The organism is Novosphingobium jiangmenense (assembly GCF_015694345.1).
Taxonomy (GTDB): domain Bacteria; phylum Pseudomonadota; class Alphaproteobacteria; order Sphingomonadales; family Sphingomonadaceae; genus Novosphingobium; species Novosphingobium jiangmenense.
The window spans coordinates 40,272-64,045 of the sequence record NZ_JADQDC010000003.1 but is presented as its reverse complement, the minus strand read 5'-3'; the positions used below and the strand labels follow the sequence as shown (position 1 = coordinate 64,045).

At 64.0% G+C, this 23,774-nt stretch carries 24 protein-coding genes and 1 tRNA gene; 17 read left to right on the top strand and 8 right to left on the bottom strand.

Annotation, left to right across the window (positions count from 1 at the left end):
* Positions 1-103: 103 nt before the first annotated feature.
* Positions 104-1,441, bottom strand: a complete 1,338-nt coding sequence (locus I2488_RS05325; protein ID WP_196274777.1) for a DNA-packaging protein — start codon at positions 1,439-1,441, stop codon at positions 104-106.
* Positions 1,434-1,961 (bottom strand): hypothetical protein, encoded by a 528-nt coding sequence (locus I2488_RS05320; protein ID WP_196274776.1) that lies wholly within the window; start codon positions 1,959-1,961, stop codon positions 1,434-1,436. Before I2488_RS05320 ends, I2488_RS05325 begins: the two co-directional genes overlap by 8 nt.
* 235 nt (positions 1,962-2,196) lie before the next feature.
* On the opposite strand from I2488_RS05320, the gene I2488_RS05315 reads away from it, so the two are divergent.
* Together I2488_RS05315 and I2488_RS05310 are read left to right on the top strand one after the other, a co-directional pair.
* Positions 2,197-2,841 carry a YqaA family protein gene (locus I2488_RS05315; RefSeq protein ID WP_196274775.1) on the top strand — a complete coding sequence of 215 codons (645 nt, stop codon included), beginning with the start codon at positions 2,197-2,199 and terminating at the stop codon, positions 2,839-2,841.
* Positions 2,842-2,991: 150 nt separating this feature from the next.
* Positions 2,992-3,285 (top strand): usg protein, encoded by a 294-nt coding sequence (locus I2488_RS05310; RefSeq protein WP_196274774.1) that lies wholly within the window; start codon positions 2,992-2,994, stop codon positions 3,283-3,285.
* Between the two features lie 89 nt (positions 3,286-3,374).
* On the opposite strand, the gene I2488_RS05305 is transcribed toward I2488_RS05310, so the two are convergent.
* Positions 3,375-4,097 (bottom strand): MipA/OmpV family protein, encoded by a 723-nt coding sequence (locus tag I2488_RS05305; RefSeq protein ID WP_246465510.1) that lies wholly within the window; start codon positions 4,095-4,097, stop codon positions 3,375-3,377.
* A 261-nt stretch (positions 4,098-4,358) separates the two neighbouring features.
* Between I2488_RS05305 and I2488_RS05300 the strand changes: the two genes are divergently transcribed.
* The 3 genes from I2488_RS05300 to I2488_RS05290 all read left to right on the top strand — a co-directional run bounded on the left by I2488_RS05300 (position 4,359) and on the right by I2488_RS05290 (position 6,214).
* Complete coding sequence (locus I2488_RS05300; RefSeq protein ID WP_196274772.1) at positions 4,359-4,979, top strand: glutathione S-transferase family protein; 621 nt, start codon at positions 4,359-4,361, stop codon at positions 4,977-4,979.
* A 9-nt stretch (positions 4,980-4,988) separates the two neighbouring features.
* The gene (locus I2488_RS05295) at positions 4,989-5,528 is read left to right on the top strand and encodes a pseudouridine synthase (protein ID WP_196274771.1); all 540 of its coding nucleotides are present in this window, start codon (positions 4,989-4,991) and stop codon (positions 5,526-5,528) included.
* A gap of 80 nt (positions 5,529-5,608) precedes the next feature.
* Entirely contained in the window at positions 5,609-6,214 is a 606-nt protein-coding gene (locus tag I2488_RS05290) for a hypothetical protein (RefSeq protein WP_196274770.1), read from the top strand.
* Positions 6,215-6,235: 21 nt separating this feature from the next.
* Here I2488_RS05290 and I2488_RS05285 read toward each other — a convergent pair whose 3' ends face one another.
* Positions 6,236-7,420: a hypothetical protein gene (locus tag I2488_RS05285; RefSeq protein WP_196274769.1), complete on the bottom strand. Its 1,185-nt coding sequence runs from the start codon at positions 7,418-7,420 to the stop codon at positions 6,236-6,238.
* Positions 7,421-7,487: 67 nt separating this feature from the next.
* A complete protein-coding gene (locus I2488_RS05280) occupies positions 7,488-8,099 on the bottom strand; it encodes a TetR/AcrR family transcriptional regulator (RefSeq protein ID WP_196274768.1) in 612 nt (203 codons plus the stop codon).
* A gap of 167 nt (positions 8,100-8,266) precedes the next feature.
* Between I2488_RS05280 and I2488_RS05275 the strand changes: the two genes are divergently transcribed.
* Both I2488_RS05275 and I2488_RS05270 read left to right on the top strand, forming a co-directional pair.
* Positions 8,267-10,597 (top strand): TonB-dependent receptor, encoded by a 2,331-nt coding sequence (locus I2488_RS05275; RefSeq protein ID WP_196274767.1) that lies wholly within the window; start codon positions 8,267-8,269, stop codon positions 10,595-10,597.
* A 170-nt stretch (positions 10,598-10,767) separates the two neighbouring features.
* Positions 10,768-11,535: a YkgJ family cysteine cluster protein gene (locus tag I2488_RS05270; RefSeq protein WP_196274766.1), complete on the top strand. Its 768-nt coding sequence runs from the start codon at positions 10,768-10,770 to the stop codon at positions 11,533-11,535.
* Here I2488_RS05270 and I2488_RS05265 read toward each other — a convergent pair whose 3' ends face one another.
* A complete protein-coding gene (locus I2488_RS05265) occupies positions 11,536-12,501 on the bottom strand; it encodes a complex I NDUFA9 subunit family protein (protein WP_196275062.1) in 966 nt (321 codons plus the stop codon).
* A gap of 219 nt (positions 12,502-12,720) precedes the next feature.
* Here I2488_RS05265 and I2488_RS05260 point away from each other — a divergent pair.
* Both I2488_RS05260 and I2488_RS05255 read left to right on the top strand, forming a co-directional pair.
* Positions 12,721-12,807: transfer RNA gene (locus I2488_RS05260), tRNA-Leu, on the top strand.
* A 156-nt stretch (positions 12,808-12,963) separates the two neighbouring features.
* On the top strand, positions 12,964-14,208 hold the full coding sequence (locus tag I2488_RS05255) for a tyrosine-type recombinase/integrase (RefSeq protein ID WP_196274765.1): 1,245 nt from the start codon (positions 12,964-12,966) through the stop codon (positions 14,206-14,208).
* 36 nt (positions 14,209-14,244) lie between these two features.
* Here the strand turns inward: I2488_RS05255 and I2488_RS05250 are convergent, their stop codons facing one another.
* The gene (locus I2488_RS05250; protein ID WP_196274764.1) at positions 14,245-14,562 is read right to left on the bottom strand and encodes an MbcA/ParS/Xre antitoxin family protein; all 318 of its coding nucleotides are present in this window, start codon (positions 14,560-14,562) and stop codon (positions 14,245-14,247) included.
* 186 nt (positions 14,563-14,748) lie between these two features.
* Here I2488_RS05250 and I2488_RS05245 point away from each other — a divergent pair, with 186 nt between their 5' ends.
* The 7 genes from I2488_RS05245 to I2488_RS05215 all read left to right on the top strand — a co-directional run bounded on the left by I2488_RS05245 (position 14,749) and on the right by I2488_RS05215 (position 20,599).
* Entirely contained in the window at positions 14,749-14,964 is a 216-nt protein-coding gene (locus I2488_RS05245; RefSeq protein ID WP_196274763.1) for a helix-turn-helix domain-containing protein, read from the top strand.
* Entirely contained in the window at positions 14,961-16,301 is a 1,341-nt protein-coding gene (locus I2488_RS05240) for a type II toxin-antitoxin system HipA family toxin (RefSeq protein ID WP_214652227.1), read from the top strand. Before I2488_RS05245 ends, I2488_RS05240 begins: the two co-directional genes overlap by 4 nt.
* A complete protein-coding gene (locus I2488_RS05235; RefSeq protein ID WP_196274762.1) occupies positions 16,298-17,194 on the top strand; it encodes an HNH endonuclease in 897 nt (298 codons plus the stop codon). The genes I2488_RS05240 and I2488_RS05235 overlap by 4 nt, the downstream gene beginning before the upstream one ends.
* Before the next feature lie 329 nt (positions 17,195-17,523).
* Positions 17,524-18,654 (top strand): tyrosine-type recombinase/integrase, encoded by a 1,131-nt coding sequence (locus I2488_RS05230; protein ID WP_343071003.1) that lies wholly within the window; start codon positions 17,524-17,526, stop codon positions 18,652-18,654.
* Complete coding sequence (locus I2488_RS05225; RefSeq protein ID WP_196274760.1) at positions 18,651-19,892, top strand: tyrosine-type recombinase/integrase; 1,242 nt, start codon at positions 18,651-18,653, stop codon at positions 19,890-19,892. The genes I2488_RS05230 and I2488_RS05225 overlap by 4 nt, the downstream gene beginning before the upstream one ends.
* Complete coding sequence (locus I2488_RS05220; RefSeq protein ID WP_246465509.1) at positions 19,885-20,283, top strand: type II toxin-antitoxin system RelE/ParE family toxin; 399 nt, start codon at positions 19,885-19,887, stop codon at positions 20,281-20,283. Before I2488_RS05225 ends, I2488_RS05220 begins: the two co-directional genes overlap by 8 nt.
* Positions 20,270-20,599, top strand: a complete 330-nt coding sequence (locus I2488_RS05215) for a helix-turn-helix domain-containing protein (RefSeq protein WP_120323635.1) — start codon at positions 20,270-20,272, stop codon at positions 20,597-20,599. The genes I2488_RS05220 and I2488_RS05215 overlap by 14 nt, the downstream gene beginning before the upstream one ends.
* A gap of 194 nt (positions 20,600-20,793) precedes the next feature.
* Here I2488_RS05215 and I2488_RS05210 read toward each other — a convergent pair whose 3' ends face one another.
* On the bottom strand, positions 20,794-22,221 hold the full coding sequence (locus tag I2488_RS05210; RefSeq protein ID WP_196274759.1) for a hypothetical protein: 1,428 nt from the start codon (positions 22,219-22,221) through the stop codon (positions 20,794-20,796).
* Between the two features lie 134 nt (positions 22,222-22,355).
* Between I2488_RS05210 and I2488_RS05205 the strand changes: the two genes are divergently transcribed.
* Positions 22,356-23,599, top strand: a protein-coding gene (locus I2488_RS05205) for an IS3 family transposase (RefSeq protein WP_246465508.1) whose coding sequence is annotated in 2 segments (ribosomal slippage) — positions 22,356-22,694 and positions 22,697-23,599 — 1,242 coding nt in all. Because the reading frame shifts where the segments join, the coding sequence is not laid out codon by codon here.
* The last annotated feature ends 175 nt before the right edge of the window (positions 23,600-23,774 follow it).

Genomic DNA, 23,774 nt, shown 5'->3' with positions numbered 1-23,774 from the left:
CCGCTACGACTAACGCTTGCTGCGCAAGCGCAAGTCTCGCTCCCCTCCCTTGAGGGAGGGGTTGGGGGTGGGTGTACCGCCCGTTACGGAAGACAATTCGCCCTCAATCAAACCAGATGCGCGGCTCCGCCTGTTGCCCCAGCATCAGCTCGGTCAGCGCCCAGACACAGGCATCCGCCCGGTCGGGAGATCGCCCCGGCCCCTGGTATTCGCCGCCCGGCATCATTCCGCACAACTCGTCCTCCAGCCTTGCGAACATCCCGGCGTGGCGCACCCGCCCCGCTTCGTAGAGCGCCGCCACCGGCTCGGCCCGCGCCGCCTTGCCCCGGCTGGCATGGACAAGGCGCAAGGGGAGGTTTGCCTGTGCCGCACGCAGCACCGCGCTCACCATTTCGCCCCCCTGGTTCGCCTCGGCCACCACCCGGTCAGCCGACCAGGCCTGCGCGGCATTGACGACGGCGCGGGCCCAACGCTCGGGGCTGGCCTGTTCCACCGAACAGTCAGCCAGCACCCGGGCGATCCGGTCATCCCCGATGCCGCAGACCACGATCCCGCAGGCATCGCCATGCGCGCTCGCCGGAGGGTCCACCCCGATCACGATCCGCGTGCACGGCGGCGCCACGTCCTCGCGGCCCCCTTCGATCAGGCGACGGCTCCACAGCGCGCCCGCCAGATCCTCGATCATCTCGCCCAGCAGTTCCTGCCTGCCCAGCATGGTCCCGCCAAAAGTCTTGCGCATCGCCTCGATGAAGCGGGCGGGCAGGTTCGCGGCGTTGTCGAACGTCGTGCCCCGCGTGACGACAACGTCTTCGCCCATGTCCAGGCTTTGGCGCCCGACAATCCTTGCCACCAGCGGCACCGGTCGCGGTGTGGTCGTCGCCACCAGCCTGGGATCACTCCCCAGCCGCAGGCCCATCAGCAGGTTGTCCCAGGTCGAAAGCGCCCGGTTCGACATGTTGTCCCACTTGGCGATCTCGTCGCACCAGGCATGGCTGTGCTGCGGTCCGCGCAGGGCTTCAGGTTCACCTGCCGAATATAGGAAGGCCTGTGCCCCGTTCGGCCAGGTAAGCCGCCGGACCGAGCTTTCATAACTCGGCCGCCGCCACGGCGCCCCGATCGAAAGCAGGCCGCTCTCGCCTTCCACCATCACGCTGCGTGCCTCGTGGAGCGAAGAGCCGACCAGCGCGATCCGCGCTTCAGGATCGGCCTCGGCCACGCCGCGCACCCATTCCGCGCCCAGCCGCGTCTTGCCGAAGCCGCGCCCGGCCATGACCAGCCACACTCGCCAGTCGCTCGCCGGGGCAAGCTGATTGGTCCGCGCCCAGCTTTGCCAATCAAACGGCCACTCGGTAATCTCCTTCTCGTCCAGTCCGTTGACGAAAGCGGCAATGCGCTCGGGGCTTGCATCGGACAGCCAGTCCAGCAGCGCCAGCTCAGCCATGCACGCTTACGTCTATGGCCGCACTTTGCCGCTGCCGATGCACTTCCTCGCGGATCTGCAGCAGCTTGGCATGGATAGACTGGCGCACCGTCTCCACGTCGGCATTGTCGCGGATCGCCCGTTCGCGCGCCACGGTCTCGCGATGCTGCGAAAGCAGCCGGAGCGCCGTGGCGTTGTCGAACTTCGCCCCGTCCTTCGGCTCGCCGAAGCGCAGGCGATACAGCACCTCGATCTCCAGCAGGTCGTATCCCTCGCACAGCGCCTCGCGCCACCGTGCGGCAAACTCGCTGTCGTCGCGCTTGTCCTTGTAGGCGCGCGAGGCCGGAATTTCCGCCGCCGCCGCCGCCGCCGTCACGTTCGACGTTTCGGCCAGCACGGCAAGGAACACCGGCCGCCACGGCCTGTTGCTCTTCCTGGTCTTCTTCGGCTGCGCGGGTTCCTGTTCCACCTCGGGAACATCCACGCAGGGCGTTTCCGCGCATGACTCTTCGGCACCCGGCTGCACTGTCGGCTTGGCCATGCGGTCCATCCCTCTCGGAATTGAGCTTGTCTGACACCACCGCCCCCGCCGTTGCTGCCACTGCAACGATTCGGCCTCGCGATGTTCTTGATATGTACTCAATTGCGCGAAGAAGTCAATAGAAAAGTGCCAATCAGGTTATCCGCAGGCTTCAAGCTAACCAAACCGCAAGAAGCTCTGGCACTACGCCCCCGCCTCCCCTATCCGCACGGTCGCAACAACGAACGGATGTCAGATGCTTCGCCGCCTCTACGATTGGACCATGGCCAAGGCCGCGCACCCCCATGCCGAATGGTGGCTCGCGCTCTTCGCGTTCATGGAGGCAAGCTTCTTCCCGATCCCGCCGCATCCGCTGCTCGGCCTGATGTGCCTCGCTGAACCCAGAAAGGCGGTGCGCTTTGCCGCCGTGGCCACCATCGCCTCGGTCCTCGGCGGCTTGCTCGGCTACGCGATCGGCTACGGCCTGTACGACACCGTAGGCACCCAGTTGCTCGCCGCGCTGCATCTCACCGAAAGCTTCCCCAAGGCGGCTTGCTACCTGCGCGAATACGGGGTCGAAATCATCATGATCAAGGGCGCCACGCCCATCCCGTTCAAGCTGCTGACGATCACTGCCGGCTTCATCGCCATGCCGCTGGTGCCGTTCATCCTGGCCAGCATTGTCAGCCGCTCGATCAGCTTCATGATCGTCGGCGTGCTGTTCCGCCTGTTCGGTGCCCCGATCAAGCGCTTCATCGACAAGTACCTCGGCCTCGTCACCGTCGGCTTCGTCCTGCTCGTCGTCGGCGGCTTCATCGCCGCCACCATGCTCGGCGGCGGCGGCGGCACCTCGGACACCAAGGCCAAGTGCGAACAGGTCGCGCCCATTACCGCATCCTGACCGGGGGATACGCCAAACGCCCCACTTGACCGTTCGGTGCGTTTTCAGGAAATTTCGTCACACTCGAAACTGTCTTTGCGACTTTGCATGGGTCGGAGCATCGCGCTCCTTTCAGGCCGGTGCTCCTTCCGAACCGAAGGAAGGAAGAGCATGGGACGTGTGACTGCCACCAGTACCTTTGGCGAGGACATCCGGCTGCAGATGGAAGGCTACGGCCTCACCACCATCCAGATCCACTATTACCTGCCGGATCACCCCAGCCTGCTGCAGATGTTCGCCTTTCAGCAATACGATCTTGCCCCGCGCTTCCCCCGCCTCCACGGCTTCCTCGATCACTGGCGGCGCGAGATCGAAGCCGCCCTCCACTCGGTCCGCATCGCCCACAACCACCTTATCGGCCCGCAGGAATGGCGCGCCGTCGACGGCGTGATCTCGATCAACTGAAGCCGCCCGAGGTCGGAAAGGCCCTTTTCTTCCCCCCTCCCGCAGGCGGGAGGGGTCGGGGGTGGGCAAACTCGCAAAGCCCGAAAGAATCAAAGCCCGAACCGGTAGGAATACCCCAGACCGATCGAAAACTGCGTCCGCTGCCCCCGCTCGCGGATCAGCGAACTCCCGGCAGGCTCGCCGCCCAGCCGGTCCACGCCGGCAAACACGGCCACGGCGCGCTTCCGGTCCAGCGGCCGGATCAGGTTCGCGCCCAGGCCATAGGACGCGAGTCCGCCATCGGGCCGCGAAACCGCGAGCCCGGTCCGCGCCGACTGCCCCGCATCGACGCCATAATAGGTCCGCATGAAATCCCCGCTGGCAAAGGTCGCGCGCGGTCCAACCGCATACATCAGCCTGCCCGAACGCCCGGAATACTGCGCCAGCACGTCGCCGACGACGCCCTCGTGCGCCCCGAAGCCTTGCCGCACTTCGGCCCGCAGGCGCCATTGCCGCTTTGCGCCCAGCCGCTTCTCGACAAAGCCGCCGCCCTCCCCGGCAATGCCGATGTCGCCCATGCCGCGCAGCGCGTCGCTCCCGCCCGCAACGAGGAAGGGCGAGCCGCCATCATCCTCGTTCCGCCCGAAGCGTGAACGCACGATCGGCCCCGCCTTCCAGCCATCGCGGTTGACCGCGTTCCAGCCGAGGCCATCCTGCACCGACAGGAACAGCGTGTCCTTGTAGTTTACCCGCAGGCCCGGGAAGATCGACAGCGCAGTATCCTTCGATCCGGCCCAGGCCATTCCGAACACCGGCGCCACGCCCACGGTCATCGTCCACCCCTGCGGCGCAGGCGGCGGTCCGGCGGGCCGAGCGGGAGCATTCGCTGCGGGAGCCGTCTGCGCAAGCACCGGATGCGAAAGGCAAAGTCCTAGGCCCAAGGCCAGCATTGCGCGCTCCAACCGCATCCTTATTCTCCTTGGTGCAAGTAACGACCCGCTGGCCATATGGACTGCCACCAAGACCGGCGCTTTGCGGCAATGTGTCGAAAACTTGCCCTTGTGCTGCGGGCGCAAGCCAGCAATCCTCGCGCCATGCTCACGCTCTATCACTGCAAGAACGCCCGCTCCTTCCGCGCGCTCTGGGCGCTCGAGGAAATGGGCCTGCCCTACAAGCTGCACACCCTCCCCTTCCCCCCGCGTCACCGGCACGAGGGCATGCACGACATCAACCCCTTGGGCACGATTCCGGTCCTGATTGATGGCGACGTGCGGATGACCGAAAGCGTCGCGATCCCGCACTACCTCGCCACCAGGTACGGCCCCACGCCCCTCGCCGTCGCGCCGCACGAAGAGGGCTACGCTGCCTACCTCAACTTCCTCGTCATGGGCGAGGCGACGCTCACGTTCCCGCAGACCATCCACCTGCGCTATCAGGTCTTCGCCAAGCCGGAGGACCGCCGCCCGGAAATCGCTCGCGATTACGCTGAGTGGTTTGGCTCGAGACTGCGCAATGCGGAAGGCATGATGGGGGAAGAATTCGTCGCTGCGGGGCGCTTCACCATGGCCGATATCTCGGTCGGCTACGCGATCATGCTCGCGCTGTCGGTCGGCCTCGAAGAGTTCGTACCGAGTTCGCTCCGCGCCCGCTGGAGTTCGCTCTCTGCCCGCGAGAGTTGGAAACGCGCGATTGCCGCACAGGAATCAAGCGCCTAAGCCCCGCCAATGGCCCTTATCGCGTTCAACAAGCCCTTCGGCGTGCTCTGCCAGTTCAGCCCCGAACGCACCGGCCCGCCGCGCCCGACTCTGGCAGATTACATCGACTTTCCAGGCATCTACCCCGCCGGCCGGCTCGATCACGACAGCGAGGGCCTGCTCCTCCTCACCGACGATGGCCGCCTCCAGTCCCGCATCGCCGACCCGCGCCACAAGCTGCCAAAAACCTATCTCGTTCAAGTGGATGGCGAGCCCGACGAGGCCGCGTTGGCGGCGTTGCGCAGGGGCGTCACCCTCAAGGACGGTCCCACTTTGCCCGCCAGCGCAGAGCGCATCGACGACCCGCAACTGTGGCCCCGCGATCCACCGATCCGCGTCAGAAAATCCATTCCCGACAGCTGGTTGCGCCTCACCATCCGCGAAGGCCGCAACCGCCAGGTCCGCCGCATGACCGCCGCCGTCGGCCACCCCACCCTGCGCCTCGTCCGCTGGCAGATCGGCGACTGGACGCTCGACGGCATCGCGCCGGGGACATGGCACGCACTCTGACATTTTGCGCGCCGCGTCCTCTTGATCACGGCGTAACGCTCATGCACCCTGCCAGCCATTCGCAGGGGAAGTGGGGCAACATGTTCAAACAGAAGTCAGGTCTGGCAGCGTGCGCGGCGCTCCTTGCCGCAAGTTCCGCGCCGGCCTTCGGTCAGGCATGGATCGGGCAAGTCGTCGGGCAGATGGCCGCGCAGCAGGCCGCAGCGGCGCAGGAGGCAGCCTGCCGTCAAGGCACGCCTGCTTCCGACAAGACGCAGGCCTGGGCCCTGTCGAGCAGCGAGGAGGCAATGGCCGCCTATCTCCAGCTCGGCCCCACCTCCAAGCCGTCCGCGCTAGGCAAGGTCTTCGCCCTCAAGCGCGAGGATGCCAGCTGGAAAGGCCCGGACGGAACCAAGGTCCCACTGACGCAAGTCTCCGCACGCCTTGAAGGACCCAAGCCGAAGCTTGAACGCACCGCCTTCGTCGTCGCTGGCGACGGCACTTCGGCACGCGGGATCTGGAAAGCAACCTGGGCCGAACAGCCCGACCGCGTGGCATGGTACGCGGTCGATCTCGTCGGCAGCCCGGGCAAGAGCATGTGGGGCGGTGGCGGCTACCGCATCTGGCACTTCACCCACTTCGAAGGCGGCGAAGCACCGGCAGCGCCCGCTGCTTATTGCCACTACGATCCCGATCAGGCCTGGTAAGAACGGGCAGCCTGCGCGGGCCTACCAAGCGTCGCGCAGGCTCTTGCCCTCGGCGGAATCCTCAAGCTTGGCGCTGATCTTGAACGTCGGGCTGATGCCCAGCACCAGCTTCCTCTGCCACAGCGGCACGGCCACGGTCTTGTCGTCGCCCGCCTTCAGCCGCCGGTTCCAGATCTTCACCCGCTGCCCCTTGCGCGTGACCACGCCGGTCAGCTCCACTGCCGATGCGGTGACCTTGTCGACCACGATGGCAAAGTCGAGCGGGCCGAGGTCGTCCGCATCGCGCTCTTCCAGCGCAATCGCGCCGGTAATCATGGGCAGCGCAAAGCCGTCACCGGGCGGACCCGCGAGCCAGCCGAAGCCGGTCGGCCGATAGGCTTCGTAGCCTGACTGCCGCGTGGTCAGGCAGTATACGCTCGGCGCGGCACTGGCACTCGAGACCTGTTCGACCGGACCGCACCATGTTGCGCCCGGTTCACGCAGTGCGGGATCGCGCTGCGGCCGATAGTCCACCTGATGGAACACCGCGCCCGCTTTCCCGGCGATGGTGATCGGTCCACCTTCGCTCTTGAAATCATTGGCCAGCACCGCCGTGCGCGAGCGCTCGACCTTGCCCGTCAGCACCGCGTCGCCTGCCCCGACCGGCTTGTCGGCGGCGGTGAACCCGTCGACCAGAAAGCGCAGTCCGCCGATCGTCCCCGGTTCGTCGGCATAGTCCGGCAGCGGCGGAACTTTCCGTGCCGTGGCAGCCGCAATGCGCTGCGTCAGATCCTGCGAGAGGAACGTGCTTTCCCAAGCGCTACGCTTTTCGGGAGCCAGCGCACGATAGGCCGTGGCTTCCTCGGGCGTGAGTTGCAGCGGCGCATAGCCCCGATTCTGCATGCACAGGCTCTCGCCGCGATCCGCCGCGCGCCCGTTCTCGATCATATCGAAGATCAGCATGACGATGGCCGCGCCTGCCACGGCCGGTGCCCCGCCCGAACCGTCCATCGGCGCACCGACATTGGTACGTTCTACCGCCGGCATGTCGCGACCGGGGGCCTTGTCGACGATGCGGCGGCACTCGGCCTTGTCGGCATCCCGCGCAGCAAGGCTGGTGTCGGCTTTGGCCAGAATCGCCACAGGCTTGGGCCGCGCCGCAACCTGCCCGCCGACAAGCAGCGACACGAAGGCCAGAATTGTCCCGCCCAATCGTCCAGATCGCATCAATGCCCTCCCCTTGGCGGCAGAATAGCAGCGACCTTTGTCGAGGGAATACGCCCGGCCAGAATTTTCAGCGCGCCCGCAGACCTTCGCCCAGCAGGTCGGCTGCCACTTCGGCGATCTCCTCGACCGGGCGGCTGTCGTCCCACACGCCGAAGCGCAGGCCGAGGAAGACGTTCATGCCCATGATCGCCCAGGCGCGCACGTCCTGCTCGCCATCGCGCATGGTGCCTGAAGCAACCCCATCGGCAAGTCGCGCGGCGATGCGGCTGGCAGTGCCTTCATAGTGCGCGCGGTAGCTTTCCGGATCGGCGAACTCGGCTTCGTCGATGATCCGGTAGATTTCCTTGTGATCCCGCGCGAAGTGGAGGAACCCGACCAGCGCCTCGCGCTCACGCCGCAGACCAGTGGCGCCTTCACTGACAGCAGCCGCAGCCGTCGTCGCAACCCGTGTCGACATGTCGCGCACCAGCGCGGTGAAGATCGCGTCCTTCGAATCGAAGTAGGTATAGAAGCTGCCGAGCGCCGTACCGGCCCGGCGCGTGATCCCGCTGATCGAGGCTTCGTGGAAGCCGCGCTCGCCAAACTCTGCCGCCGCCGCATCGAGCAGCTTGCGCAAGGTCTCTCGCCCGCGCGCGGTGCGCGGCACTTTTCCGGGACTGGCAGCGCTCGCCTGCGCCATGTGCGATCCTCCCAACGACAAGGCTGCCCCCCAGCTGCCTGTTGCCGTTTCGCCACGATTCGTAGCGACAAACGGGCAAAGCCACAACGAGAAGTTGAAAGGTGGTTCAACTTTCAATATTGAGACTGCGGAGCGGACGAAGCGGTCCGCGAGAGGGAGCCTGTCAGATGACCCGAATTTCCATGCGCGCCGCTCTGGCCGCAACTGCTGCGCTGTTCGCCCTGCCCGCCATGCCCGCCTTCGCGCAGGAAACCCCTGCTGCCGACGATGCATCGGACGTTGCCACCGGGAACGAGATCACCGTCATTGCCCGCCGCCGCGAGGAACGCCTGCTCGACGTGCCGATCGCGATTTCCGCGCTCAACACCGAAGCGCTGGAGAAGGCCGGGGCCCGTGACCTGTCCGGCATCCAGGGCGCGATTCCCAACGTCAACATCGTGCAGGGCCGCGGCTCGGCCAGCAGCGCCAACTTCTACATCCGCGGCATCGGCCAGCCCGACGCACTGCAGACTTTCGATCCGGCGGTCGGCGTCTATGTCGATGGCGTCTACCTCAGCCGCATCCAGGGCGCGCTGCTCAACCTGTTCGATGTCGAGCGCGTCGAAGTGCTGCGCGGTCCGCAGGGCACGCTCTATGGCAAGAACACCATCGGCGGCGCCGTCAACGTCGTCTCGAAGAAGCCCAACCTCGACACGCTGAAGGGCGAAGCGGCGATCACCTATGGCCGTTTCGATGAAGTGACCGCCAAGGGCTATGTCTCTGCCCCGCTCGTCACCGACAAGCTCGCGCTCTCGCTGGCCGGCGTCTACGACGACCGCGAAGGCATCGTCACCGATCCCCTCACCGGCCGCAAGTACAACGACCGCAACAATCTTTCGGGCCGCGCGATCCTGCGCGCCAAGCCTGCCGATACGGTCGAGGTGCTGATCTCGGGCGACTACACCCGCCAGCGCAACGCCGCGACGCTGGGTTACTTGACCGCACCCCTCGTCCAGACCGACTTCGTGCGCGGCGCCGTGGTGCTGGCGCCTGCCGAACCTTATGGCCCCTACAACTACAAGGCCTCGACCAGCCTCGCCCCCGATCAGGGCCAGAAGCTTGACCACTGGGGCGTTTCGGGAACGATCAACGTCGACCTGAGCGACAGCTTCCAGCTTTCCTCGATCACCGCCTATCGCAAGCTCAAGACCGACTTCTTCATCGACATCGACGCCACCCAGTTCGAACTGGGCGATGTGTTCGTCGGCGTGCGGCAGGAACAGTTCAGCCAGGAACTGCAGCTGAAGTACGATGCCGACCAGCTCAAGGGCGTGTTCGGGCTCTACTACCTCAACGAGAACGTCGCCTCGCACCAGGAAGCCTATGCCGACGGCCTGTTCGCCTTCAACGGCGCGCCCATCACCTTCCTGCGCACGATCGACGACAAGCAGGTGACCAAGAGCTACGCCGCATTCGGCCAGCTGACCTACGACTTCACCGAGCAGTTCTCGATGACGGCGGGCCTGCGCTACACACACGAGAAGAAGACCTACAACCGCTGCACGGTGACCGCGTCGACGCTCGGCCTGCTCAACAACATTCGCTACTGCTTCCCGGACAACCTGCCAGCGCCCTTCACCGGCGACAACGACGTCAGCTACGATGCGTGGACGCCGATGGTCAGCCTGTCCTACAAGCCGACGCCGGATACGCTGGTCTATGCCTCGGCGAGCCGCGGCTTCAAGGCCGGTGGCTTCAATGGCCGCGTCAACTCGAACGGCGACATCTCGGTCACGCAGAACGGCGTGACCACGGTGATCCCGAACTTCGAGCCGGAAACCGTGTGGTCCTATGAAGCGGGTGCCAAGGGCACCTTCCTCGATGGCCGCGTCAATGTTTCGGCAGCCGCGTTCTACACCGACTACAACAACTTCCAGGCGCGCGTCGGCAACGGCACCAACGTCGGCCTCGGCGGAAGCTTCCCCGTGCTCAACGCCGGCAAGCTGCGCATCCAGGGCTTCGAGTTCGACATCTCGGTCCGCCCGGTCACGCCGCTGACGCTGTTCGCCTCGGTCGGCTACCTCGATGCCGACTACAAGCGCTTCGACGATCCGCGCCGCCTGCCGCCCGCCGGTGGCGCCGCGTTCAGCTGCAACCCGACCGGCGCGAAGATCACCTGCCGTCCCGCCTTCGCCCCGCCGCTGACCCTGCGCGCCGGTGGCGAATACCGCGTGCCGCTGGGCGAGGCCTCGCTGACGCTGGGCGGCGACGTCCGCTTCGTCGACAAGCAGTACCTCTCGGTCGACAACCGCCCGGGGCTGACCGAAGACGGCTACCTGCTCGGCAACCTCTATGCCCAGGTGGACTTCGACAAGTTCTACCTGCGCGGTGCGGTCAAGAACGTGGGCAACACGCTCTACAAGACCGACGGCCAGGAGTTCAGCTCGGTCGGCAACATCCAGACCGTCTACTACGGCGATCCGCGCACGTGGAACGTCACCGTGGGCGTGCGCTTCTGAGCTGACGCCAGACTTTCCGGCGGGGGCGGGTGCCCTCAATCCTCCCAACACCCGCTTGCGCCACATGAAGCCCCGGCCCGCCACGGCCGGGGCTTTTCGCTGGCGCCGAATGCTCCATTCCCGGCGGTTCTGCGCTTCCGGCGCGGGCAGCTTTGCGCTCTGCTCGAAGGATGGACCTGCACTTCGATTGCACGCAATGCGGCCGCTGCTGCCACGACCTTCGCCTGACGCTGTCGGTGGAAGAGGCGCGCGCCTGGGCGGGGCGTGGCCATCAGGTGGACTTGCTCACCGAGGGCTGGCCGTGGCCGGATGACGACGAGCCCGAAAACCCATTCGACGACGCCGTTCTCCAGTGGCGCAAGGCGACCAGCTTCCCGGTTCTGGTCGGAGACGTTCCGTTCCGGATCAATCTGCGGCTGGTGGCGCGGCACGATGGGCCCTGCCCGCACCTCATGCCAGACATGCGCTGCGGCAACTATGCAGCCCGCCCCCGCATCTGCCGCATCTACCCGCTTGAAAGCCGTCCGTTCGAGCAGGTCCTACCTGCCAGGCGCAAGTGCCCGCCGGAGGCGTGGGGCGATGATCTGCAACTGCTCGAACGCAACGGCCAACCGGCAGCGGTCGAAGCAAAGGCCGTCCTTGCCGCGCACCGTCAGGCGATGATCGACGACGTGCCGCTCAAGGCCGGGCTGGTCTCGGCGCTTGGCTTCACGGAAACCGCCCTAGCTGGCGAAGGCTTGGCCGTGTGCAAGATTGCCCCGCCCGATTTGCTGACCGCGCTCGAGGAAGCCGAATGCAGCCTGTGGGACGCACCGCAGCACTGGACGATCGTCACCAACCGCCAATCGACCGCGCAAACGCTCTGCGATCTCGACTGCCCGGTTCGGCTGGTTCCGGCCGGGCCCGCGTTCCTGCAGGCCTTTGCCGACGAGACCTGATCAGGCCGACTTGGCGCGCGCGCCGAAGCGACCGAACTTGCGGAAGCGCGTCATCCAGCGGGCGAGGAACAGGCCCAGCGGACGCGGCGTCACGCCCAGCGCCTCGATCCCCGGCAGCGTGCCGGAAGCCACGTTCCCGGCCTTGAGCAGCTTCCACTGGTCCGTGCTCATCGGCGCGCCGGGCAGCCACCCGGTCAGCGCCGCGAAGGCGCCCGAGACTGCGTCAGGCAGTTCGACCAGCACCGGGGTGCGGTCAGCCGCCTTGGCGATCCGGCGGTTGAGCTCGCCCATGGTGATAACTTCGGGGCCTGCCAGTTCGTAGGTCTTGCCGCCATGCGCACGCGGATCGGCCAGCGCATTGCCGATGGCCTCGGCAGCATCGTCGACGAAAACCGGCTGCAGCTTTGCCGCAGGCCCGAACACCGGCAGCACCGGCAGCTTGGCCACCAGAGCGCCGAACATGTTGAGGAAGTTGTCGTCCTCCCCAAACAGGATCGACGGACGCACGATCGTCGCGGTCGGGAAAGCGGCCAGCGCAGCCTTCTCGCCTTCGGCCTTGGTACGGGCATAGGGCACGTCCGATCCGGCATCGGCACCGAGCGCCGAGACATGCACGAAGGCCTGTGCGCCTGCCGCCTTGGCCGCCTCGGCAACGCGGCCCACGCCCTGCCCCTGGAGCGAATCGAGATCGCCCGCAAAGGCACCGACCAGGTTCACCACCGCATCCACGCCGGTCAGCGCCGCCGCCACGGTGTGCGGCTTCATCACGTCGGTCGCCACGAACTGGATCTGGCCGAGCGTGCCCAGCGGGCGCAGCCTGAAGGCGCGCTCGGGATGGCGGCTGCACACCCGCAAGCGCGCCCCGCGCGAGAGCAGCTCCTGCGCCAGATGCGTGCCGAAGAAACCGCTGCCGCCGACCAGCGCCACCAGCATGCCTTCGAGATCGCGCGTCCTGCCGTTTGCCATATCGAGCGTGTCCTGATTCACTTGCGCCCGCAGTCCGGGCCGTTTCACGCGACGCCTTTGGCACAGCAGCGGGCGCAGTTTCAATGAGGAAACTCCCGTTCTCCGGCCCGGTTGCAAAAAGAGTTGTCCGTGCGTGGATTTGCCCCGTTGACACCCCGCCGCCCATCCCTTAGTGGCGCCCTCCTACCCGGCGGACGGCGCTTTTGCCTTCCGCCCCGTGCCCAGATGGCGGAATTGGTAGACGCACCAGCTTCAGGTGCTGGCGCTCGCAAGGGCGTGGAGGTTCGAGTCCTCTTCTGGGCACCATTTTTCTTTCCGGACGCATCCGCAAGCGTCCGGAAAAATCCAAGAAAACAGAGGCTTACGACCAGTTGAGCGTCCATCGGCATCCAGCCGAATTCGTTGAAATTGGCGGTACATGACGGTATATCTGACGGTATCAAAACCGACAGAGGTGGCACCATGCTGACCGATCTGGCCGTCCGAAAAGCCGCACCGCGCGACAAGCCCTACAAGCTCTCCGATGGGGGCGGGCTGTACCTGCTGGTGACGAAGGCGGGTCAGCGATACTGGCGGATGGACTACAGGTTCGGTGAAAAGCGGGCCACTGCGGCACTCGGGGTATATCCGACCGTCACCTTGGCCGAAGCACGAGCCAAACGACTGGAGATCAAGAAGCAGATCGCCGAGGGCATCAATCCTGCCGTCAAGCGCAAGATCGACAAGATCACCGGCCCGCTTGCCAATGTGAACAGTTTCAAGGCCGTGGCGGAAGAATGGCTCGACAAAGCCCGACGCGAGGGCCGTGCCGATGTGACCGTGGGCAAGCTGACATGGCTGCTCGAATTCGCCTACCCCATCATCGGAGACCGCAAGGTCGGCGAGATCAAGGCTCCCGAACTGCTGGCAGTCCTGCGCGCGGTTGAGAAGCGCGGGCATTACGAAACCGCACGACGGCTGCGCAGCACCTGCGGACAGGTGTTCCGCTATGCCATCGCCACCGGCCGCGCCGACCGCGACGTTTCAGCAGACCTGCGCGGTGCGCTGATCGTGCCCAAGGTGACGCACCGCGCCGCTATCACCACTCCGAAGGAAGTGGGCGCGTTGCTGCGCGCGATCGACGCCTATTCAGGCTATCCGGTCACTCACGCAGCGCTGCGACTGGCCCCCTATGTCTTCGTGCGTCCGGGCGAACTGCGGCAGGCCGAGTGGAGCGAATTCGACTTTACCCGCAACATCTGGACCATCGCTGCCGACAAGACAAAGATGCGCGTGGCGCACCGCGTTCCGCTAAGCCACCAAGTGCTCGCCATACTGGAAGAGCTGCGCGAGATTACGGGCAACCGCCGCTACCTCTTCCCCGCCCAAGGCAAGCGCGACCGGCCCATGTGCGAAAACACGATCAACCTCGCGCTGCGCCGAATGGGTTTCGACGGGACCACGATGACCGCTCACGGCTTCCGCGCCATGGCCAGCACCCTGCTGAACGAGCAGGGCCATTGGAACCCCGATGCTATCGAGCGCCAGCTTGGCCATGCCGAGACCGATGACGTCCGCCGCGCCTATGCACGCGGCGAGCACTGGGAAGAACGGATCAGGATGATGCAGAGCTGGGCTGACTATCTCGACCAGTTGCGCTCCGGCGCAAAGGTGCTGCAAGGCAGCTTCCGCAAGCCATCAGGCGCTGCGATCGCGTTGCCGGGTTGATCCTGCTGCACCGCTCAGGATCTGCCACCAATCTGTTCAGCTGGCGATTTCCGCATCCAGGTAGGCCTCGACGCGCCGCATACCTTCGAGGCCATCTGCCAGCATGACATCCAGCGCGCAGGCCCCATCAAAGGCCTGGTTAGGTGCATCAATCCACCGCGCAACCCTATCGCTGTCAGCGAATATGCATCGCAATGCGCGATGAATGCCGAGCAGCGCTGCAGCCCGCCCTTCGCCGTTGATAAGCCGCTCGACCATTTCATCTGGAACGCCCCACCGCGCGAGCAGGGTGGCGGCGGCGCGCGCCATCGCCTGGACCTCGGCATCGTCGAATTGAGCGCTGGCGATCGACATGAATAGATCTCATGGCTGCGGCGATCCTTCGTAGCACGGATCCTCCGCTCAAGCTACCAATCAACTTACCGAGCGGTAAGAAATTCCTGATAGACTGCAATTTCAGAGCACATCCTTCCCGATCGGGAAGAAATGCTCTTGAAACTCCACGACACATGTGCAATCTTACCGCTCGGTAAGAATGACATGATAGACAACGCAACCCAGTTCGGCGCCGCTGTTGCTTCCGCCCGCAAGGCCCTTGGCATTACCCAGCGGGAGCTGGCACTCGCCATCAATAGCGGCGAACGCTTCATCGTCGATCTGGAAGCAGGAAAGCCCACCGCCCAACTCGGCAAGGCACTCGCCGCCGCCAAGGCCGTGGGCCTGCGGCTCACCGCAACCGGCATTTCGCAGGCATGACGGTGGACCTTCCGGTTCACTACGAAGACCGCCTGGTCGCCACGATCAGCGCCGACGCGCGGGCAACCCGCCTTACCTATGCGGATGCCTGGACCTCATCTGCTGAGAACTTCCCCATCTCGCTGGCCATCCCGATCCGGCCAGAACCCTATGACGGGGGCCAGGTCCTTCCCTGGCTAATGAACCTCCTGCCGGAAGGCGAACCACTGCGCGCCATGACGCGGGCGCTAGGAGCGGCACCGGAGGACGCACTCGGGCTGATCGCGCAGACCGGCAACGATCTGGCAGGCGCGCTCAGCATCGCGCCGCAGCAACCGCGTGGCGAGCCCGGCTATCGTACGATCCCGGATGCCGGCGCACTTGAAAGGATCATCGAGGAACTGCCCGCGCGGCCCTTTCTGGTTGGCGAGGACGGTGTATCGATGAGCCTTGCCGGCGCGCAGGAGAAGCTGCCGGTGGCGGTCATCGATGGGCAGATCACCGTGCCGATTAACGGCGCGCCGTCTACGCAAATCCTCAAGCCCGACAATCCACGCCTGCCCGGCAGCGTCCAGAATGAAGCGCTGTGCATGGTTCTCGCCCGCCGCATCGGCCTCGCTGTTGCACCGGTGACCACAGGCGTAGCAGGGCAACGTAGCTACCTGCTTGTCGAGCGCTATGACCGGACAGGCACCGGCAACAATGTCCGCCGCCTGCATCAGGAGGATTTCTGCCAGGCTCTCGGCCGGCCGCCTGCAGCCAAGTACGAGTTCAACGGCACCGGCACACGCGGCCCTTCAATCGCCGACATGTTCGCCCTTGTCCGGCAGCATATGACCGCGCGTGACATCACCCGGCTGCTCGACGCCGTGATCTTCAATATTGCGATCGGCAACGTTGACTCTCACGCCAAGAACTACTCGATCCTGCTCGGCCCGGGCGCGCCGCAGCTTGCCCCGCTGTATGACCTGATGTCCGGCCTTGCCTGGACGAACATCACCCAGAACCACGCCCAGGCGATAGGCGGGCAGCGCCGCGGCCGCCACATCTACGGTCGCCACTGGCGGCGCATGGCCGAAGCTGCAGGACTGGCAGCGCGGGGAACTGTGCAGCGGGTGGAGCAGGTGACGGCACGATTGCTGCGCGAGCTGCCCGCAGCAGCCGAGGAAGTGGCAGCAATGCCAGCCAGTTCGTCGATGCTGGAAGTCTTCGCAAAGGAGATCGAGGAACGGGCGACTGAGGTCAGGGCGCATGCCGGAAAGGAAGGCCTGCCCAACGACGGCGAAGTGCCCACGGACGACGTCCCGACGATCGGCGCGAGTGCCTATTCTGCTGACGGGGGAGCGCGAGCGTCATGACCAAAGGCATCTTCGTTCATCGGACTGACTCGATCTACGACGACAGTCCGGCGGAGCAGTATCAGTTCCCACGTCAATACCTGACCCGCGTCAACGCCTGCATTGGCGATTGGATTATCTACTACGAGCCGAGCAAGATCCGCGACACGCGCGGGTACTTCGCAGCGGCCAAAGTTGCGCATGTCGTGCCGGACCCAACCGCCAGCGACATGTATCTCGCCCTGATCGAACCCGGTACCTACCTGGACTTCCCCAACCCGGTCCCGTTCAACGGCCCCCTGGGGCTAGTCGAACGCGGAGTTCTCAATGAGCAGGGCAAGATTTCGGGTCGCGCCCAATCCGCAGTCCGGCCCCTATCCATTGAGGACTTCAACCGCATCATCGACCTTGGCCTTGCGGACGATGACAGCTTCCTACCGAGGATCGACGAGGCGTCCGACAATATGCTTCGCGAAGAACGTTCGCCGTTCCAGTTCGAGATCCAGCGCGACCGCGTGGCACATCTCGGTTCAAGGCTGGTCCGTGATCGTCTGTTCCGCCGCCGTGTGGTCGAGGCCTATGACGCCCGCTGCGCGGTAACCGGGCTGAAGCTGATCAATGGCGGCGGCCGCGCCGAGGTCGAGGCAGCCCATATCCGCCCCGTTGATCGCGGCGGGCCTGACATCGTCACTAACGGTATTGCCCTTTCGGGAACTGTCCATTGGATGTTCGATCGGGGCCTAATCGGATTGAACGACGATCTCGAAATTCTCGTCAGCCGGCAGGCGAACGACCCTGACAGCATCCGCTCGCTGATCAACAGGACCGGCTTCGCCATCCCACCACAGCGACCACTAGAGCGCCCGCATCCGGCCTTCCTGGCCTGGCATCGAGAGCATTGTTTCAAGCACTGACAAAACCTGCATCAGGCGCCGCAGCGGCTGCGACTCCTAAGGAATGTGATTCGGTGTCGCCTAGTCTGTTGCAGGAAAATGGTCGGCCAGAAACTCAAAAGCTGGGTACAGTGTAGAGCACACCGTACGCCGCCATGCGGCAGAAAGAGATTGTTAAGCAATAGGTTACGCGAAGTTGTTCCTCTACAAGGAGGAGCAAGTCAATGCAAGCAAATGGCTATCTGCTACCAGCGAATGAAGCCACGAATCATTCTCAGGCCCGGTCCGGTGATGGGCCTGGGAGTGGTGAAAAGGCAAAGCCGAGCAATCGAGTTCGGCTCAACGGCAATATTGTTCGGCGCAAACCGGGCAAGCGTCTCAGGGAGTATTGGGATGTTGACCTGCCGGGCTTTGGCCTGCGGGTAAATCCCGGCGGCAGGCGGACATGGTTTGTCCTGTTCCGCCAGCGCGGCAAGCTGCGGCGCGTGTCGCTGGGAACCTCCCGTGACATCTCGCCCGCCACGGCTCGCCGCCTCGCGCGGGCGAAGCTGGCCGAGGTGGCGCTCGATGGGTTGCCGACACGCAAGAAGGCCCGCGCCGCGCAGAAGAGCGATGCGCCCCTGCTGCGCGACTACGCCGAGCGCTTCTGGGCTGACTATTCGCGACACTGGAAACCATCGACCCGAAAGCGCAACGAGAGCGCCATCTTCAAGGAAATCCTCGGCGCTTTCGGCGACCGGCGGATTGACGACCTGGCGAAGGGCGACATCCTGTTCTGGCGCGACAGCTTCGTTGAGCGGCCCGGCGTGTTCAACCGCACCTTGCCAGTGTTCTCCGTGATGATGGGTTATGCCGAGCGCCTTGGTCTGCGTCCGCGCGGCTCGAACCCTTGCAAAGGCACGCCGAGATACAAGCGTAAACCGATGGAGCGGTTTCTGTCACCACACGAATATGCGCGGCTTGCCACGGCATTGCAGGACTATGAGGCCGAGCAGCCGCTCTATGTCGCGGCGATCCGCCTGCTGATCTTCACCGGCGCACGTTGCGGCGAGATCGAGCAACTGCGCTGGGAATGGGTGCAGGAACCGCGCCTGATGCTGCCGGACAGCAAGACCGGCGCGAAGATCGTCTATCTCAACCGGCAGGCCGTAGATGTAATCGCAGCCCTGCCAAATCGGAAACCAACCGGTCTGCTGTTTCCCTCGTTCCGAAATCCCGACAAGCCGATCACGCTCGGCATCCATTGGTCGAAGATCCGCAATCGCGCAGCGTTGCCGGATGTGCGGCTTCACGACCTGCGCCACAGCTTCGCTTCGGTTGCGATCCGCGACAGCATCTCGCTGATGGTGATCGGCAAGCTGCTGGGTCATGCGCTGGCAGAAACGACGACCAGATATGCCCATCTGTCCGACGAGATCGTCGCCGACGCGGCAGAGCGCGTATCCGGCTCCATCGCGCGCCTGATCGGAGTCGGACAATGAACGCGCTTACCCTGCGGGGGATCGTCGCCGAGGAGTTGGGCAGTCTCCGGCTCCATGTGATTGGCAAGTGTGGTGGCTTGGGTGAGCTGCGCAAGACGTGCTGGACACGCGAACTGCTCGGCTTCGGGACGCGGCATTATGCGAGCGGACGCAAGGTCTATATCGTCCAGGCTCGCATGGAAGGGCGCACGCGCACGGTGACGATCGGCAACGACAAGGTGCTGCGCCGTGCGCAGGCAATGGATGTGGCGCGCCGCGTCCTGCTTCGCGCCCAGACCGGCGACAACCCGGCGGAGGAGCGCAAGCAGCTGCGCAAGGTCCCATCCTACCGGGACTTCCTCAAGACCTACTGGGACCGTGTGTCGCCCAAATGGAAACCTTCCACGCTCTACACCCACCGTTACTACAAGCGGAAATATCTCGACCGCGCGTTCGAAGGCCTGTTCCTCGATGAGATCGAAGAACGCCATGTGCAGGAATGGTTCAACCGGATCACCAACACAGGCGGTCCCGGTGCTGCCAACCGTTGCGGTGAAATCCTGCGCGCCATGTTCAACAAGGCCGAGCAATGGGGCGTGCGGCCCGAAGGGTCGAACCCTTGCCTCTATATCCGCAAGAACAAGGGCCGGAAGTGCGAGCGCTTCCTGTCCGATCAGGAGTTCAGGCGGATCGGGGAAGTGCTCAACCGGCACGGCAAAACCTTTCCGCTGCATTGCGCCGCGATCAGCCTGCTGATCCTAACTGGCTGCCGCAAGTCGGAGATCACGTGTCTCAAATGGAGCGAAGTGCGAGGGAGGCGCTTGCTGCTGACCGACAGCAAGACTGGCCCGCGCACGGTCTGGCTGGCCGAAGCGGCTGCATCCATTCTTCACGCCCTGCCGCGCCGTGAGAAGCAGCGCTATGTGTTCTGGAACCCGGCAACACAGCACCCGATTACCGACATCGGGAACCTGTGGAGCAAGCTGCGTGACGAAGCGGGCCTACCCGGCGTTCGCATCCATGATCTGCGGCACAGCTTTGCCAGCCATGCCGCCGCCCATTCGGAAACTCTGCCGATGATCGGCAAGCTGCTGGGCCATGCCGATGTGCGCACGACGACCCGCTATGCTCACCTTGACGATGGTCATGTCATCGAGGCAGCACAGCGCATCGGCAACCTGATCGAGCAAAACATGAGCGGCTCATATTCATTGATCCATAACACTAAGTATGATAGTGGGCCGTTGCTGCATGACTGAGAACCCGCGCATCCGCATCTACGCCAACCGCTGGTTCGCCAAGTTCGCTGCAAAGGAAAAGATCGGCGATGCCATGCTTGCTGATGCCGTGCATCGGGCCGAATCCGGCCTGATCGATGCCGATCTTGGCAGCGGCCTCATCAAGCAGCGCATCGCGCGCCAGGGCGGCGGCAAGTCGGGCGGCTATCGCTCGATCCTGATCTTCCGTTCGGGCGAGCGGGCCATATTCGTGTTCGCCTTTGCCAAGAGCGACAAGGCAAACCTGAGTGCGGCAGAACTGAAGGTCTATCGCAACGCGGCCAGCATCATGCTGGAGCTGGGCGAGAACCAGATCGAAACCGAAGTTGAAGCAGGCCGATTGGTCGAGGTGAAAGACGATGAGCAAGGCTAAGGCAAAGACCTACAAGAGCGAGGCGATGGCCGCTGTCCATGAAATGATGGAAGGCCTCCACGACGCAGGCAGCATCGACAAGCGCACCATGCGCGAGTTCGACGAGGCTTGCCTTGCGCCCGCGCCTGTCCTGTCGCCTGACGAGATCAAGGCGATCCGGGAGGCAGAGCATGTGTCGCAGCCCGTGTTCGCGCGCTATCTCAACGTGTCGAAGAACCTGGTTTCGGACTGGGAGCGCGGGGCGAAGAAGCCAGGAGGTCCTGCACTGCGGCTGCTTTCGATCATCCAGCGCAGCGGTCTGGATGCAGTGGCTTGAATTGGGCCGGTTGCTGAATGGCAAGTTCTAAGTTGCGAGTGTTGGAAAGCTGCCGTTCGATTAGACGCACGAACACTGCCAGCATTTGGCCACAGGCTCATTCCGAAACTTAGTTTCAGAAGCTTAGGTCTGACAGAGGCGCGACATTGATTTCGTGCTGCGCGACGCAATTACCCAAGCTTGCCATGTTCAGGTCACGTGCCGGGCACTCTCACCCGAACGAAGATGTAGCTTTCTGATGTCTGGCCATTGGGATGGCGGCTTGTATAGCGCACCTGCACGGGCCCTCGGAAGGTCGTGCCAAGCCTACGAAGTCGCAGGAAGTCAGGCTCGATCGGCACTGCGGATGCTGAAAGATCGACAACCAGTGAGGAGGGTACGCTAGACGTCGCGCTGACCAGAGTCCTGGTCGCAGGTTCGAAAGTGAACGGGGCTATATCGTTGCAGCTGGGATAACGACGATTCACACTCGTGCATCCGGACAGTATTGTTGAATCGTCGGGAACGAGCACTTCAGCATAATCGGGAACTGCCATGAAGAGGCCAGGTACGGGTGCCTGCAACCGTGCAAATGCCGCAGCAGTCTGGCGCATTTGCACGGCATCAATTGCAGCGATGCGTGCGGTGCTGGGATTAGGCCAGCTGCTGGAAAGCATCCTGTAATCAACCATGACATCGAAACGGAAGGTCCATGCCCAACCCCGCACCGTATCGGAACTGGTAAGATCGGTGGGGATCGCAGCATTGTAACGCGCCATCAGGCTGGCCATCTCATCAAGCTGTGCTGACGGCCTTCCAAAACGATCCATGCTTCGGTCAAGCACAGCGCGAATAGTTGCGGGGTTCGTCAGATCGAGCTGGCCGCTCGCGGCAATCTGCTGAGCCATATATCGCGGGCCATCGAGCATATTGACCGAATAATCTACCGGGTCTCCATTCGTGTCCTTGAGTACGGCGGCCATCGCCAGCAATTGCAGGTTAACCCGAGTTAGTTGGGTTGCGTTATGGCGAGTGTCGGCGTCACTACTGGCCAAGCCCTGTGCTGGATTGAAGGTGGTTAAACCGATGGAACCACGCAGCGAATTCGGGCCTGTATCGAGACCCAAAGCGCTTCGCACGCTACCTTCAGACCCCACAGCATCTACCAGTGCTGTAAGGGGTGAGATGACTGTAGCGCCAGCGGGAGCCCTCATTTGCGAGAAGAATAGTGCGGTTAAAGTGTCAATTCCGGTCGCCTGCATCCGAAAGGTGGCGCTTGTAGGAATGGTCCCCTCGTGTATCTCGGGAGCAAGCGTACTGATTGAACGACCGAAACGACCGTCGATCGATGTGCTGCTGAGCACGTCTCCGGCATCACCGAAGGAGCCTGAACCGTTGCTATCGAAGCTTATGCGCCCAATCATTGCCCCCGTGGCAGACGCGGCAAAGACTGCCGTGGCTGCTCCACCCGTTGATGTGGGCGAGGGCGTGGGCGTCGGCGTCTGGCCACCTCCTACTGTTACTGGTGGAGCGGAAGCTCCTGAAGAGTCACCCCCTCCACATCCAGCCGTAACGAGGCACAGCCCCGAGCAAAGTGCTGCAAACAAATATTTATTTTGCATGTAGAGCGAAAACTCGACCATTCGTGAGATGGGCCTAAGTTTAGAGGGGTTTGTCATTAATAGTCAAGATGCAAGAGGTCGATCGAAGTTTGCGAGCATGAAGCGGCCCCCAAAATGACCGGACAGGACCTCACACTTATGTAAGAGTGAGGCATATGACCGACAGTAGTCCCAGGAACTATGTGCATGCGGAGGTTCTCGGAGGGGTTCAGCGCCGTAGGCGCTGGCCCCCGGAAGAGAAGCTCCGCATCGTCGAAGAGACCTTCCTTCCCGGCAACAGCGTGTCGCTGGTGGCGCGCATGCACGGGGTGGCGCCCAACCAGCTGTTTGGCTGGCGCCGACAGGCGGCAAGCGGCGCCCTGACCGCCACCCGTGCCGGCGGCGAGGTGGTTCCGGCGAGCGAGTATCGCGCGCTCGAGAACCAGGTGCGCGAGCTGCAGCGCATGCTGGGCAAGAAGACCATGGAGAACGAGATCCTGCGCGAGGCGATCTCGCGCGTGGCGGGTCCCAAAAAAACGGCATTGCGCACGCTCTCGTTGCCGGAGGGCGACCTGTGAGCGCAGTGGCGAGTGCGCTCGGCGTCTCGCGGCAGCATCTCTCGTCAGCCAGGCGCAAGGCCCCTGCGCGCCGCCGCGGCCGACCCCCGCTGCCCGAGGAAGATCTCGTCGCGCGTATCCAGGCTCTGATCGCCGAACTGCCGACCTATGGCTACCGCCGGATCCACGCGATCCTGCGGCGGCAGGCACGCAATGGCGGGCTATCTGCGCCCAATGCCAAGCGGGTCTACCGGGTGATGAAGGTGCATGGCCTCCTGCTACAGCGCCATAGCGGAAAGGGTGACGAGCGCCGCCACGACGGGCGGGTCGCGGTCGATACCCGCAACACCCGCTGGTGCTCCGACGGCTTCGAGATCGGCTGCGACAACGGCGAGAAGGTGCGCGTCGCCTTCTCCCTCGACTGCTGCGATCGCGAGGCCATGGGCTTCGTTGCCACCACTGCCGGCATATCCGCCGAGGATGTGCGCGATCTGATGACCGCCACCGTGGAGCATCGCTTCGGCCGTGTGAACAAGCTGCCTGCCACCATCGAATGGCTGACGGATAACGGCAGCTGCTACACCGCCAAGGAGACCCGCCGCTTCGCACGCGAGATCAACCTCAGGCCGCGCACAACCCCCATCGAAAGCCCGCAATCGAACGGCATGGCCGAGGCGTTCGTGCGCACCATGAAGCGCGACTACGTCCGCGTCGCCGAAAAGCCCAACGCCAGAGCAGTCCTCAACCAGCTGCCCAGCTGGTTCCACCACTACAATACCGTTCACCCCCATCGCGCACTTGGCTACCTCGCCCCGCGCGAATACATCAACCGTTCAACCAGTGAGGAACTGTCCGGGAATTAAGGGGCAACGACAGAGCAATGTACCTTTGAAAATCATTCATTTCAAAATGGCGGCATTTTTTCCTTAAGATAATAGCGTGTCTATGCCATTTAATTCGCGATTTCGTTCGGTCCTCTGCAATTTTCGCGTTGAGATTAAACTGCCGCATACATAGCAGCACCGTAACGACAAACTT